General features: G+C 69.1%; 10 protein-coding genes. 1 reads left to right on the top strand and 9 read right to left on the bottom strand.

Features of this window, described 5'->3' with window-relative positions; all coding sequences use genetic code 11:
• Nucleotides 1-5: 5 nt before the first annotated feature.
• From ACGFWE_RS08740 to ACGFWE_RS08700, 9 genes are all read right to left on the bottom strand, one after another.
• On the bottom strand, nucleotides 6-809 hold the full coding sequence (locus tag ACGFWE_RS08740; RefSeq protein WP_393598800.1) for an ABC transporter permease: 804 nt from the start codon (nucleotides 807-809) through the stop codon (nucleotides 6-8).
• 1 nt (nucleotide 810) lies between these two features.
• Nucleotides 811-1,827 carry an ATP-binding cassette domain-containing protein gene (locus tag ACGFWE_RS08735; RefSeq protein ID WP_352381759.1) on the bottom strand — a complete coding sequence of 339 codons (1,017 nt, stop codon included), beginning with the start codon at nucleotides 1,825-1,827 and terminating at the stop codon, nucleotides 811-813.
• Nucleotides 1,828-2,000: 173 nt separating this feature from the next.
• On the bottom strand, nucleotides 2,001-4,868 hold the full coding sequence (locus tag ACGFWE_RS08730; protein WP_393598798.1) for a glycoside hydrolase family 2 TIM barrel-domain containing protein: 2,868 nt from the start codon (nucleotides 4,866-4,868) through the stop codon (nucleotides 2,001-2,003).
• A gap of 26 nt (nucleotides 4,869-4,894) precedes the next feature.
• Entirely contained in the window at nucleotides 4,895-5,764 is an 870-nt protein-coding gene (locus tag ACGFWE_RS08725) for a carbohydrate ABC transporter permease (protein ID WP_037721972.1), read from the bottom strand.
• Nucleotides 5,761-6,729 carry a carbohydrate ABC transporter permease gene (locus ACGFWE_RS08720; protein ID WP_393598796.1) on the bottom strand — a complete coding sequence of 323 codons (969 nt, stop codon included), beginning with the start codon at nucleotides 6,727-6,729 and terminating at the stop codon, nucleotides 5,761-5,763. The genes ACGFWE_RS08725 and ACGFWE_RS08720 overlap by 4 nt, the downstream gene beginning before the upstream one ends.
• A 20-nt stretch (nucleotides 6,730-6,749) precedes the next feature.
• A complete protein-coding gene (locus ACGFWE_RS08715; RefSeq protein ID WP_393598794.1) occupies nucleotides 6,750-8,015 on the bottom strand; it encodes an ABC transporter substrate-binding protein in 1,266 nt (421 codons plus the stop codon).
• A 230-nt stretch (nucleotides 8,016-8,245) separates the two neighbouring features.
• Nucleotides 8,246-10,090 carry a glycoside hydrolase gene (locus tag ACGFWE_RS08710; RefSeq protein ID WP_393598792.1) on the bottom strand — a complete coding sequence of 615 codons (1,845 nt, stop codon included), beginning with the start codon at nucleotides 10,088-10,090 and terminating at the stop codon, nucleotides 8,246-8,248.
• A 38-nt stretch (nucleotides 10,091-10,128) separates the two neighbouring features.
• A complete protein-coding gene (locus ACGFWE_RS08705) occupies nucleotides 10,129-11,376 on the bottom strand; it encodes an ROK family transcriptional regulator (protein ID WP_393598790.1) in 1,248 nt (415 codons plus the stop codon).
• A 126-nt stretch (nucleotides 11,377-11,502) separates the two neighbouring features.
• Complete coding sequence (locus tag ACGFWE_RS08700) at nucleotides 11,503-12,756, bottom strand: FAD-binding protein (protein ID WP_393598788.1); 1,254 nt, start codon at nucleotides 12,754-12,756, stop codon at nucleotides 11,503-11,505.
• A gap of 119 nt (nucleotides 12,757-12,875) precedes the next feature.
• On the opposite strand from ACGFWE_RS08700, the gene ACGFWE_RS08695 reads away from it, so the two are divergent.
• Entirely contained in the window at nucleotides 12,876-13,883 is a 1,008-nt protein-coding gene (locus ACGFWE_RS08695) for a hydroxyacid dehydrogenase (protein ID WP_352381746.1), read from the top strand.
• Nucleotides 13,884-13,943: the final 60 nt, after the last annotated feature.

Genomic DNA, 13,943 nt, shown 5'->3' with positions numbered 1-13,943 from the left:
AGGCCTCAGCCTCCTTGGGACATGACGCGGCGGGCGGCCCGCCGCCACAGGAAACGGGTGAACAGGGTGAGCGCCACGACCCAGAAGGCCTGGATCACCAGCTGCTCGAAGGCGTCCGACAGGGGGATGCGGCCGATGTAGATCGACAGCGGCACGCTCAACGTGGCCTGGAACGGCAGGAATCCGCTCAGCGTGATGAACCAGTCCGGGAAGAACCACAGCGGCGCGTACACCCCGGACAGCAGATTCTGCGCGAAGATCAGGATCAGCATCGCCGCGTTGTTGCGGACCGTCCAGAAGCACAACTGGTCCAGCAACAGCATCACGTGGTACAGGACGCACTGGCCCAGGAGCAGGCTCAGCGCGAACACCCCTGCCACCGCGGCCGACCCGGGCGGATCCACCACCCCGGCCGCCAGGCAGACGAGGTAGCCGCCGAGCGCCCACGCGAAGCCGTACAACTGCTCGCCGAGGGCGCGCAGGGCGTGGTAGCGCTGGGGCGGCAGCGGGCGCAGATACCAGTAGACGATCGTGCCGAAGTGCATGTGCTGGAGCACGGTGTCCCGGCCCGCGTACTGGTCCAACTCCCTGAGCCGGGAGGCGAGTACGGCCAGCACGGCGTACGTGACGGCCTGCCCCTCGGTGAGGCCCGCGGTGGTGCCGGTGTGCGAGTAGAGGCCCTGCCACAGGGAGGCCACCAGGACCACCTGGACGGCCAGCCGGACCAGGACGGCCGTCATCCGGGGCGGCGCGTGCAGCTCGCCGAGCGGGGTGACCCGGGCGGCGCGCCAGGCGTGCAGGACGGCCATGTCAGACCGCCTCGGTCGCGGGTTCCGCGTGGACGTAGGCCGCCCGCATCACGTCTTCGAGGTCGGCCTCGTCGATGGCGACGCCCGTCACCTCGTAGCGCTCGATGACCGCCTTCAGCGCCTGGTGCACGGTGGGGGAGTCCGGCCCGTCGGGGCTCTCGGGGCCGAACACGACCTGCGGGCCGTCCTTGCTCAGCACCGCGATCCCGGGCAGCGGCACGACGTCCGTGTGCGCGTCGGCGAGGGTCGCGCGGACCTGCCAGGTGGAGCCGAACCTGCGGCGGATCTCGTCGAGCGAGCCGTCGAGGACGAGCCTGCCGTGGTTGATGAGGACGACCCGCTCGGCGAGCCGCTCCACCTCGGTCATGTCGTGGGTGGTCAGCAGGACCGTACGGCCACGCTCCTCGACCTGGTGGCGCAGGAACTCCCGCACCTGCTCCTTGACCACCACGTCCATGCCGATGGTCGGCTCGTCGAGGAAGACGACCGGTGGATCGTGCAGCAGCGCGGCCGCGAGGTCGCAGCGCACGCGTTGGCCCAGGGAGAGATGGCGGACGCGGGTGTCCCAGAACGTGGAGAGTTCCAGGATGTTGTCGAACTCCGCGAGACGCGCCGCGTGTTCGGCCTTGGGAACCTCGTAGATGTCCCGGAGGATCGAGAAGGACTCGCGCACAGGCAGGTCCCACCACAGCTGGGTGCGCTGCCCGAACACCGCGCCGATGTTACGGGCGTTGCGTTCGCGATCCTCGTACGGCACCACGCCCGCCACCCGGGCCTCGCCGGAGGTGGGCGTGAGGATGCCGGTGAGCATCTTGATGGTGGTGGACTTGCCGGCGCCGTTCGGGCCGAGCAGGGCGAGGAGTTCGCCGGGCGCCACGTCGAAGGTGATGTCCGAGACGGCGTGCTTGGCGACCCGCTCCGGGTTGACCAGGGAGCGAAGGGTGCCGGCGAGGCCGGGGCGGCGGACGGTGGTGTGGAAGGTGCGGGACAGGCCGCGAACCTCGATGCTTCCGGGCACGCTGTGAACTCCCTTGTTGGGAACAAGAGTTGCGGCCGGTCGGCTTGGAGGGCCGACCGGCCGCGGGTACACCATGACCGTCGCAGAATCCCGATCGCACTGGCAATGGATTAATCCACCGGTGAATTGGACTAATCGATCACCGGCAGGTCACTGGCAGGTTCACCGGGAGATCACCGGGAGAGCACCGAGAAGACGAACGAGAACTCCGTCGGCTCGGCCCGCAGGTGGTACTGCGGGAGCGGGCCCGGACCGCAGGACGCGGTCCCGATGCCGTGATGGCCGTGGTCGAGGTTCACCCACACCGTGTCACCGGCCCTCAGGTCCGTCAGATGCGCCGCCGCGTCCAGCTGCTCGGTCGTCCAGCGCCGGGCCGTGAAGGAGAACTCCGGGTCGCCCTCGATCCGCAGCCCGCCGAGCTCCACCCAGCGGACGTCGGCGCGGGCGCCGTTCTCCTGCGGGCGCAGATACGGCGTCTGCAGCGCGTCCACCGTCGAGTCCCAGCGGCCGACCACCGAGGCCTTCCGGGTGTCCGGGTAGGCCTCGCCGGGACCGCCGCCGAACCACTTCACCTGGTCGGCCTCGGGGAGTCCGAGCCGGACGCCGAGCCGGGGCAGCGGCACCGTCCACTCGCCGTCCGGGGCCACGGACACGGTCAGCCGCAGCCGGTCGCCGTCGGACGTCCAGCGGTAGACCACACCCAGGCCCACCTCACGGGCCGCGGGCGCCACCCGGGTGCGGACCGTCAGCGCGTCCTCGCCCAGCTCCACCGAGTCGAGCCGGTGCTGCATCCGGTGCAGGCCCAGGGTCCGCCACAGCGTGCTGTAGCGGATGCCGGTGGCCCACTCCGTGCCCTCGTCGTTGTCGGTCGTCGCCCGCCACACGTCCAGCCGCGGGCTCTCGACGGCAACCCCGCCGATCGCCTTGAGCGCGCCGGTGCGGCCGTCGAAGGACGCCGGGCCCAGGGTGATCAGCTTCTCGCCGCGCACCGGTCGATCGCCGGCCGCGACGGAGGGCCGTACGGGCGCGGTCGCCGGGAACTGGCCCCACGCGACGACGTGGGCCTTCGGCGCCCAGACCGTGTCGGACGCGAGCAGCGCCCGCACCGTCCACTGCGCCTCGGCACCTTCGTGGGTGGGCGGCTCCGGCAGCTTGAGGTCAGCCGACTCGCCGGGTGCGAGCTCCGGCACCGACAGCGTGCCGGCCTCGACCGTCTCGCCGTCCACCTGGTACGACCACTCGAAGGCGAGCTCGGACAGGTCGGCGAAGTCGTACTTGTTGGTGACCCGTACGGTGCCGTCGGCGCCGTCGATGCGGACCGGCTCGATGACCTTCTTGTACTCGATCAGGCCGGGGGAGGGCGTGCGGTCCGGGAAGATCAGGCCGTCGCAGACGAAGTTGCCGTCGTGCAGCTCCTCGCCGAAGTCGCCGCCGTAGGCGTAACCGAGCTCGGCGTGCTTGACGCCGTGGTCGATCCACTCCCAGATGAAGCCGCCCTGGAGACGGTCGTACGTCTCGAAGAGCTCCTGGTAGTCGGCGAGGCCGCCGGGGCCGTTGCCCATGGCGTGGGCGTACTCGCACTGGATGAACGGCAGCTCGCGGCGCTTGTGGGTGCCGCCGTCGAGCTCCTTGCCGATCTGCTCGACCTCGGCGTGGTTCGCGTACATGCGCGAGTACACGTCGGTGTCCCGGCAGTTCCAGTCGCCCTCGTAGTGCACCAGGCGCGAGGAGTCCCGGCCGTGGATCCACTCGGCCATCGCGGTCAGGCCGCGGCCGGTGCCGGCCTCGTTGCCCAGCGACCAGAAGACGATCGAGGGGTGGTTCTTGTCCCGCTCGACCATGCGGGCCGCGCGGTCAAGGAGGGCCGGGGTCCAGCGGTCGTCGTCGACGGGGTTGTCCCGCCACTCCTGCTCGGTGAAACCGTGGGTCTCCAGGTCGCACTCGTCGATGACCCACAGGCCGTACTCGTCGCACAGGTCCAGGAAGGCCGGGTGCGGCGGGTAGTGCGAGGTGCGCACGGCGTTGATGTTGTGCCGCTTCATCAGCAGCACGTCCTCGCGCATGGTCTCCAGATCGAGGGTGCGGCCCTTCTCGGGGTGCCACTCGTGCCGGTTGACGCCCTTGAACAGGACCGCCTTGCCGTTGACCTTGATCAGACCGTCCTCGAGGACGACCGTACGGAAGCCGATGCGCAGCGGGACCCGCTCGCCCTCGGTGACCAGCTCGCCGTCGTAGAGCCGGGGGCTCTCGGCGCTCCACGGTGCCACCAGGGTGGTGGCGGACTCACCGGTGGCGACATCGATGTCCAGGGCGGGCACGAGCACCCGCCCGTCGACGTCGGAGTCGACACGCAGCGTGCCCTCGCCCGTGAGGTGGTCGTAGGAGGCGTGCACGAAGAAGTCCAGGACGGCGCCCGCCGGGCGGTGCAGCAGGGTCACCTCACGGAAGATGCCCGGCAGCCACCACTGGTCCTGGTCCTCCAGATAGGACCCGGCCGACCACTGGTGCACCCGGACCGCGAGGACGTTGCCTTTCGGCTTCAGCAGATGGCCCACGGCGAACTCGTGCGCGAGGCGGGAGCCCTTGAACTCGCCGATGTCCGTGCCGTTGAGCCAGACGCGGGCGCAGGACTCGACACCGTCGAACCGGATGACCGCGCCGCCGTCCGAGGGCCAGTCCTCGGGGAGATCGAAGACGCGCAGGTGGTCGCCGGTCGGGTTCTCGGTGGGGACGTGCGGCGGGTCCACCGGGAAGGGGTAGAGATGGTTGGTGTAGATGGGCAGCCCGAAGGCCCCGTCCCCCTGGAGGACCCAGTGCCCGGGGACCGTGACCTCGGTCCAGCCGTCGGCGTCGTATCCCTCCTCGGCGAAGGAGTCGTCCTCGGCGTCGGCGGTCGCCGAGAGCCTGAAGCGCCAGGCGCCGTCGAGGGAGAGGGCCTTCGCGTCGGAGGAGGCGTACCAGGCGCGGGGCGGGAGGGCCCCGCTGCCGGGTGAGACGTCCTCGACGTAGTCGAAAGCGCTGCTGGTGGTGCGGAAGGACATCGGTCTCCAGGTCCTGAGAGAAGGTGTCAGCCCTTGATGCCGGTCTGCGCGATTCCCTGGACCAGCCAGCGCTGGAGGAAGAGGAACACGAACAGCAGGGGCAGGATGGAAATGGCGGTGGCCATGAAGATCAGGTGGAAATTGACGGTCTGGTTGGTCATGAAGGAGGACAGTGCGACCTGGACGGTCCAGGAGCTCGGGTCCTGGCCGATGACCAACGGCCACAGGAAGGCGTTCCAGCCGCTGATGAACGTGATCGTGGCCATCGCCGCGAAGAAGTTCAGCGAGTTGGGTACGACAATGCGCCAGTATGCGCCCCAGTAACCGAGCCCGTCCACGCGTGCCGCCTCCTCCAGCTCCTTCGGGAACCCGAGGAAGTACTGCCGGAACAGGAAGCAGGTGAAACCGCTGAACAGGCCCGGGATGATCAGACCGCGGTAGGTGTCGATCCAGCCGAGGGACGAGACCAGCACGAAGCTGGGCACGAAGGTGACGGCGGTGGGGACCATCAGGGTCGCGAGGACGGCGTAGAAGACCTTGTTGGCGTGCTTGTAGGGGATGCGTGCGAGGCCGTAGCCGGCCAGGGAGCAGATCAGCAGCGTGCCGACGGTCATGGAGACGGCGATCACCGTCGAGTTCCACATGGACCTGGCGAAGTCGACCGTCGGGTCGTCGAACAGCTCGCTGATGTTGCCCCACTGGAAGGAGGGGAGCAGCTTCCAGTTCTCGCCCGTGATCTCCGGGTCCGTGGAGAGGGAGTTGCGGAGGATCAGGTAGAAGGGGAGCAGGAAGAGCAGGGCGGCGACGCTGACGGCGATGTACAGGCCCGTGTTGCCGAGGACGGCGCCGCGCTTCTTGCGGCTCTCCTTGCCCACCTGAGGTGCGGTGGTGGTCACTTGGAGTCCTCCCCCCTTCCGAAGCCCATGAACTTGCCCTGGAGGAGCGTGACGGCGCAGATCAGCACCGTGAGGATGACGGCGCCCGCGCTACCGGCGCCGTAGTCCTGGTTGTCGCCCAGGGCTGTCTTGTACAGGACCATGAGCGGGGTCTGACCCCAGGTCGCCTTGATCGAGATGATGTTGAAGAACTCGTCGAACGCCTGGTAGGCGGCGACGAGCAGGAGCAGGATCACCGCGGTGGACGTGGCACGCAGCTGGGGCAGCGTGATGTACCGGAAGGTCTGCCAGCCGGGCTTGGCGCCGTCGATCGCGGCCGCCTCGTACAGCTCCGCCGGGATGTTCTGCAGCGCGGCCAGGAACAGGATCATGTAGAAGCCGGCCTGCAGCCACATCCGTACGGTCACGATGACCAGCCAGTACCAGGGCGGGTTCGGGTCGGACAGATAGGCGATGTTCTCGACGCCGAACCAGCCGAGCACCGTGTTCATCAGGCCGAAGCGGACCCCGGTGAAGATGGACATCTTCCAGATCAGCGCGGCGGCGACGTAGCTGACCGCGGTGGGCAGGAAGAACACCGACCGGAAGAACGCCCGCATGAAGCGCAGCCGGTGCACCAGCAGGGCCAGGCCCAGGGACAGGGCCCAGGTGAGGGGCACGATGAGCGCCGCGAACACCGTGAACGTCACCAGGGAACCGGTGAAGTTGGCGTTCGTCAGCATGCTCTTGTAGTTGTCGAAGCCGATGAACTTGCTCGGCGTCACGGTGAAGCGTGCGTCGAAGAAGCTGAGCCAGATGCTCCAGACGATCGGCACGAAGACGAAGATCGCCAGGCCGACGAGGAACGGCCCGGTGAAGAGCCAGAAGTTGAAGGTCGGGTTGCCCCGTAGGGCCCGCCGCGGCCGGGCCGGTGAGGCCTTGGCCGGGGCGGGCTGGGCGACCCCGCGCGTGGTGGTGGTCGACATGTCGTGGTTTCTCCGTCGGCCTAACCGAAGAGCTTCTTGAGCTCGGCGTTGACCTTCTTCTCCGCGGTGGCGAGCGTGGCGTTCGGGTCGCCGTTCTTACGGACGCTGTTGGTGAACGCGTCGGTCAGGGCGGTGATCATGGACTGGGTCCAGCCGATGTTGTCGAAGTGCCCGAACTCGTTGAAGAGCTTGACCCCCTCGGCCGGCAGGCCCGACTTGAGCTTGGTGGCGGACTGCGCGATGGAGGTGCGCGGCGGGATGTGGAAGCCGTACGAGGTGGCCCAGTCCTCCTGGTACTGCTTCTGGTCGATCCACAGCCACTTGACGTATTCCTTGGCCGCGTCGACGTTCTTGCCCTTGGCGTTGACGAACATCGACCAGCCGCCGTTGTAGACCGACTGCTTGCCGTTGTCCCCGACCTTGGGGAAGGGGAAGACGCCGAGGTCGTCGCCGAGCGCCTTCTGCATGGCGGGCATCGCCCACATGCCACAGAACTGGATGGCGCACAGGCCCTGGTTGATCGCGGACGGGTCCCAGTAGTCGGCCGGGGCGTCCAGGAGCAGGTTGCCGCTGGTGAACAGCTGGCGCAGCTGCTTCATGCCGGCGACCACGGCGTCCGTGTGGAAGGCGGGCTTGTTGTCGGCGGTGAGGGTGTCGGCACCGGCCGACCACAGCAGCGGGTTGATGGCCGGGGTGAGGTCGTTGCCGAGGAAGACGCCCTTGACCTTGTTGGTGGTGAGCTTCTCCGCCGCCTCGAGCAGCTCGTCGAGGGTGGTCGGCACGTCGACCTTGGCCTTCTCCAGCATCGACTTGCGGTAGAAGAAGAACTGCGGGTCGTCGATCATGCGGATGCCGTATATCTTCCCGTCCACCGTGTGCGACTTGATGTCGGCCGGGTTGAAGTCGTCCTTGACCGGGTCGATGATGTCGGTCAGGTCGGCGACCTGACCGCTCTTGACCATCTGGATCTGCGGGTGGAACTCGAAGACGTCGGGCGCCTGCTTGGTGAGCAGCGACGAGAAGAGCTTGGCCTCGAAGGTGTTGCCGGTGATCCAGTTGGTGGTCACGTTGGCCTTCTTGTACGCGGCCGCGTAACGCTTGATCGCCTGCTCCGTGCCCGCCTCGCCGTAGGCGTGGAACATCTGGGTGAGCTGAGTGCCCGAACCCCCGCTTCCGCCCCGGCCGTTGTTCCCGCCGCACGCGGCCAGACCCCCGGCGGCGGCCAGACCCATCGCGGCCTGCAGAACGCTTCGACGGTTCCAGTTGGTGTTGCTCATTGCCGACATGCTGACGTCCTTGTCTCGAATACGGCTGCGGCTCTGTGCCATGGCTCTGCGGCTCAGTGCCAGGTGGCTCAAATGGACCTGCGGTGCGGGACGTTAACCTTCGGCTAAGCCTTCGGCAAGGGGTTGGACGAAGTCTGCACGAAGCGTTGTGCGGCGTTCGGGATACCGGACGCCCCGGGGTTGCGGGCCGCCGCACCAGCGGCCCGCAACCCCCTTGCGGAGGTGATCTGTTACTGCTTGAACCAGGCCTGGTTGGTCCCGCCGTTGCAGGTCCACAGGCCGACCTTGCTGCCCTCGGCCGTCGCCTGTCCGCCGACGTCCAGGCAGGTGCCGGACGCCTCGCTGACGACTTGGCCGTTGGAGTTCAGCAGCCATTGCTGGCTGCCGTCACGGGTCGCTTCCGGGCTCGTCGTGAGCCCCGAACTCCCCGCGGTCAGATAGCCGTTCACGCCCTTCAGACGGCCCTTCGCGTCGTACGACCACACCTGCTCGGACCCGCCCGTGCAGCTGCTGATCGCCGCACCCGAGGCGTTCGCGGTCAGGCACTTGCCGGACTGCTTGCCCGCCAGCGCGCCCGTGACCGCCGACGTGCCGTGGCCCTTCTGGTCGAGGACGTACGTCGTGATGGACCGGGCCGGCAGGGTCGCCGAGGCCGTGCCGCCCTTGACCGACGGCTTCGCGACGTTCGCCCAGCTCTCGGTCGCCGAGGTCCGCACGGCCTTGCTCGCGCGCACCGGCGCCTTGCTGTTGAAGTGCAGCTTCACCGCGGTGTCGGTGGTGTTGTGGTTGTTGACCACTGCCACCCACTTGCCGTGGTCGTCGTACGTCGACACCTCGACGCCGTCCGGTGTGCCGGTCACGTTGTGGGCGACCGCGCCCGGCCGGACGAACTTGCTGTACTGGCCGAGCGCGTAGTAGCGCTTGGTGAAGTACAGGGTCTGGTTGCCGTTGGCGGCGTAGTTCGGGTCGTAGTAGATCAGACCGTCGTTCCAGCCCTCGCTGTTCTTCGCGAGGGGGTCGGAGCCGATCTGCTCCGACAGGGCGACCCACCACTGGAACGCCGAGTCGTGCGCGGTCGCGAAGTCCTTGTAGATGATCCGGGAGAGGTTCAGACCACCGTCGATCGTGGGGTCGTACTCCTGGGCCCAGCCCGTGCCCCCGTTGCCGAAGCAGCAGATCTCCGTGGACCAGGACTGCTTGCCGACCGACTTGGACGTCTCGTAGATCTTCGCCCGCTGGTCGTCGCCCGGGTTGTTGTACGTGTGGTGGGCGAGCTTGTCGACGTACTGGGCGGTGCCCGGCTGCGAGATCCACTGCGGGACCTCGGTGTTGAAGCTCACCGTGGAGCTGGACTCGTCCGCGATGATGCCGGTCTTCTGCTTCCGGGCCTGCTGCTCGGCACCCAACGCCCGCACGATGTCGTCGCGTTGGTCGACCGGCACCAGCATGCCCTCCTGGCCGCAGTCGCCGAAGCTGTTGGTGGGCTCGTTGAAGGGACTGATGTAGTCGAACTTCACGCCCTGCTTGGCGAAGTGGGCGGTGACGTCGGCGACGTAGTCCGCGTAGTCCTGCGTGTTCTCCGTCTTCAGATAGCCGCCGCAGCTCTTGGCGTTGGTCTTCCACTGCGCGGGCGCGCTGTTGACGAAGGCGATCAGGTCCTTCACGCCGTACTTGGCGGCCGCGTACAGGAACGTACGGCCCGCCTTGTCCTTGCTCCAGTCGTACGAGCCGTCGGCCTTCAGGAAGTCCTCGGGGGCGCGCGGCGCGTACGTCACGCCGGTGCCGCCACCGCCGATGTTGTAGCGGTAACTGCTCAGTGCCAGGCCGTCCTTGGAGAACAGCAGCCTGGACACCCGGGCCCGGACCTTCGGGTCGAAGTTCTTCAGGTCGTTGACCCACCAGGCGCCCGAGGCGCCGATGTTGTCGATGGTCTGGGCTGCGTGCGGGGACACTTCGGCCACCGTGGGGGTGGCGGCCGACGCGGGCGGGGCGGATATCAGGGGTCCCGCGACAGCGAACGCGGCTGCGGCTGTCAGCAGGGCCGATCTCTTGTGGTGGGGGTGAGGCACGTGCATCCCTTCCGTCGTCATGAAGGTGGTGCGGTGTACGGCTCCTAGCGGAGGTCGTGCGCCTTGCTTCTCGCAGGGGTGGTGCGCTTTGTCGCCGACCTCTGCCCGACCGACTGGAGCGCGCCTTCGAGCGCGAACGTCGCCGCGCCCAGGCATGCCGGGTCCGTCGGGATCGGGGAGAGGACGATCTCGGTGGCGGCCATCGGCCGGGGCAGCGCGTGCCGGGCGACGGCCTCGCGCACCTCCTCGACCAGGGGCTCGCCGAGGGCGGACGCGACCCAGCTGCTGAGCACGACCACCTCGGGGTTGAACAGGTTGACCAGGTGCGCGATGGAGGCGCCCAGATAGCGGGCGGTGTGCCGGACGACCTTGACCGCCTCCGGGTCCCCGGTGAGCATCCCGCGGGCCAGCGCGGCGATCGTCGCCGTCTGGTCGCCCGGGTGCAGCAGCTCGCTGTCGGGGCTCAGCTCCCGCAGGTTCAGCATGATCCCGGGGGCGCCCACGTACGTCTCCACACAGCCGTGGTTGCCGCAGCGGCACAGGCGTCCGTCCAGGACGATCGTGTTGTGGCCCCACTCGCCCGCACTGTTGGACACACCGCGATGCAGGGCGCCGCCCAGCACGAGCCCGGCGCCCACGCCGGTCCCGAGGGTCACCACCACGGCGTTCCCGCTGCCGCGCGCGGCCCCGAACCACAGCTCGGCCACGGCGACGGCACGCAGCGGATTGTCCAGGTAGAGCGGGTAGGCGATGTACTCGGAGAGCAGGTCGAGCAGCGGCACGTCGTGCCAGTCCCAGTTGGGGGCGTACTCCGAGATGCCGGTGGCGCGGTCCACCTGCCCCGGCACGCTCACGCCCACGCCGAGCACCCGGGCACCCTCGATCCCGGCCTGCGCGACCACCGAGCCGACGGCGGCGGCGACATGGCCGACCACCTGCTCGGGGAGGCTCTCGCCGGGGCGGACGTCCTCCTCGGCGCGGGCCAGGACGTTCAGCGCGAGGTCGAACAGCTCGACGTGGACGTACGTCTCGGCGATGTCCACGCCGATCAGCGCGCCCCCCGACGCGTTGACGGCCACGAGCCCCCGGGGGCGCCCGCCGGCCGACTCCTCGAACCCGACCTCCGTGATCATGCGGAGGTCGAGCAGCTCGCCCACGAGCGTGGCGACGGTGGCCAGGCTCAGCCCGGTGGCCGCCGCCAGCTCCTGCCGGGACGTGGGCGACTCGGCGATGATCTGGCGCAACACCTCGTAGCGGTTCGCGGTGCGGATGTCGCGTGATGTGCGCTTCACCGGGCCTGCCCCCATCCCTTCGCTCATGCCGGGACGACAGTGGCACCGGCGCGGCGCAAGGCTATGGGCTGCCGGGGACTTTGTACAAGGGGTTAGGAAAGGGGCTTTATAAAGTCCGGTCGACGGTCAGTCGGCGAGTACGGCCCGGACGAACCCGTTGGCGAATTTTCCCTCGGGATCCAGCTCGTGCGCCAGCTTCCGGAAGTCGCCGAGCCTCGGGTAGCGCTCGCGCAGCACGTCCGCGGGCGTGGTGAAGACCTTCCCCCAGTGCGGCCGGGCGTCGAAGGCGTCCAGTGCCTCCTCCAGCCGGCGCACCACCGGAAGGACGGCCGCGGTGTCCTCGATCCAGGTGAAGTGCAGGGCCACGGTGTCCCGGCCGCAGGAAGGGCTCAGCCACTGCTCGTCGGCGGCCACGGTCCGCACCTCGCAGATCTGGAGCACCCCGGCGACCGCGTCCCGGCTGCCGTCCACCGCGTGCAGCGCCTCGACGGCCCGCTCGCGCGGCAGCAGGTACTCCGACTGGAGCTCCGTTCCGCTGCTCGGCGTGAACTCGGCCCGGAAGTGCGGCAGTCGGTCGTGCCAGGGGCCCGGCACCCCGAACTGCTCGGTGCAGTTGAGCGCGGGCATCCCCGGCACCGGGTGCATCTTCTCGGTGGCGGGCGCGGCCCACGGGAAGTCCGCAAGGGGCTGGTCCGTCCGCCGTTTGACCCAGACTTGCCGGAAGCCCGGCGCGCGCCAGTCGGTGAAGAGGCTGACGCTGTAGCCCGTCGACATGACCGTCTCGAAGGCCGCCGAGTCCAGCCCGGTGAGCGGGAGTTCGGTGAAGACGTATTGCTCCACGTCGAAGGACGGCACGAGGTCCAGGGTGAGTGCGGTGACGACACCGAGGGCGCCGAGTGAGGTGACCGTGCCGCCGAAGCGGGGGTCGTCCCGGCCGATGGTCAGCACGGAGCCGTCCGCCGTGACCAGCTCCACCTCGCGCACGGCCGAGGCGAGCGGACCGTTGCCGACGCCCGAGCCGTGGGTGCCGGTCGCCACCGAGCCGGCCACGGAAATGTGTGGCAGCGAAGCCATGTTGGGCAGCGCGAGGTCGTGGGCGTCCACCGCGCGGGCCAGTTCGGCGTACCGGACGCCGCCCGGGACCCGTACCGTACGGGCCGTGGTGTCCACGTCGATCATGGGCGGCAGGCCGGCGATCGACAGCAGGACGCCTTCCGGACCCGGCTCGGCGATCTCGTTGAAGGAGTGCCCGCTGCCCAGCACCCGCACCCGCGCGCTGTCCGCGACCAGGGCGGTGACCTCGTCGAGCGAGTGGGGCCGGTGCAGTTCCTTGGCGGAGTAGGTGATGTTCCCCGCCCAGTTGGTGATCGTCTCCGACATGTCCGTCGTTCCTCCCGGGAGTGCGTATGCGTTGACCCTCTCATTTGTCGGGGCCTACCGTAGAGAGCGTTTTCTACGAGGGTTTCCGCAACCTTCCGTAAGTCTGGAGGATCACCACCTTGCCCGAACGACCCCAGGCGCTGTTCGCCATGACCGCCGAGAACGTGCCGCTCGTCTTCCCGCCCGAGGTGCTGACGCGGCTGCGGGAGTGGGTGGACATCGATCCCGGGCTGGTGGCCGAGGACCTCACCGACCCGGCGCTGGCGGACGTCCTGGCCCGCACGGAGATCCTCGTGACCGGCTGGGGCTGCCCGCGCCTGGACGCGGCCGTCCTCGACGCGGCCCCGAAACTCCGGGCCGTCCTGCACTCGGCCGGCTCGGTCAAGGGGTTCGCGACCCCGGAGGTCTGGCGGCGCGGGATCACCGTCTCCTCGGCGGCCGAGGCCAACGCGGTGCCCGTCGCCGAGTACACGCTCGCCGCGATCCTGCTCGCCGGCAAGGACGTCTTCGTGCGCCGGGAGCGCGTGCGTACCGAGGGGGCGTCTGCCGGGTGGGGGATCGTGCCGGGCATCGGCAACCACGGGCGGCGGGTCGGCGTGATCGGGGCGTCCAGGATCGGGCGGAAGGTGATCGAGCTGCTGCGGCCGTTCGACCTCTCGGTGAGCCTGACCGACCCGTACGTCGACGAGAGCGCGGCGGCGGAGCTGGGCGTCCCGCTGCTGCCGCTGGACGACCTCCTGCGCACCTGCGAGATCGTCAGCGTCCACGCCCCGGAGACCGCTGAGACCCGGCACCTGATCGGCCGCCGCGAACTGGCCCTCATGCCGGACGCCGGGGTGCTGATCAACACCGCGCGGGGATCCCTGGTCGACACGGACGCCCTCGTGGACGAGCTCCGCACCGGCCGCCTGAGCGCGATCCTGGACGTCACCGACCCCGAACCCCTGCCCGCCGACTCCCCCCTCCACAACCTGCCGAACGCCTTCGTCACCCCGCACCTGGCCGGATCCCAGGGCAACGAACTGGCACGCCTGGGCCTGGCCGTGGTGGCGGAGGCGGAGCGGGTGGTGTCGGGGGGAGCGGTGGCGCACCCGGTGCTGCTCGAGGCGCTGGAGCACGGCGCTTGACGGCTCGGTGGGTTGTCCGGGTGTGAGCCTGGGGTGCTACGGCGTTGTCGGCTGTGTGGG

The sequence above is a fragment of the Streptomyces sp. NPDC048523 genome, from assembly GCF_043199815.1.
Classification (GTDB): Bacteria; Actinomycetota; Actinomycetes; order Streptomycetales; family Streptomycetaceae; genus Streptomyces.
Note: the sequence above shows the minus strand (reverse complement) of the source record. Positions and strands in the feature narration are given on the sequence as shown.

Excerpts from the sequence above, each read along its gene's own strand:
- ACGFWE_RS08740 (WP_393598800.1), bottom strand. The coding sequence starts at position 809 with ATGGCCGTCCTGCACGCCTGGCGCGCCGCCCGGGTCACCCCGCTCGGC.
- ACGFWE_RS08730 (WP_393598798.1), bottom strand. The coding sequence starts at position 4,868 with ATGTCCTTCCGCACCACCAGCAGCGCTTTCGACTACGTCGAGGACGTC.
- ACGFWE_RS08720 (WP_393598796.1), bottom strand. The coding sequence starts at position 6,729 with ATGTCGACCACCACCACGCGCGGGGTCGCCCAGCCCGCCCCGGCCAAG.
- ACGFWE_RS08715 (WP_393598794.1), bottom strand. The coding sequence starts at position 8,015 with ATGTCGGCAATGAGCAACACCAACTGGAACCGTCGAAGCGTTCTGCAG.
- ACGFWE_RS08710 (WP_393598792.1), bottom strand. The coding sequence starts at position 10,090 with ATGCACGTGCCTCACCCCCACCACAAGAGATCGGCCCTGCTGACAGCC.
- ACGFWE_RS08700 (WP_393598788.1), bottom strand. The coding sequence starts at position 12,756 with ATGTCGGAGACGATCACCAACTGGGCGGGGAACATCACCTACTCCGCC.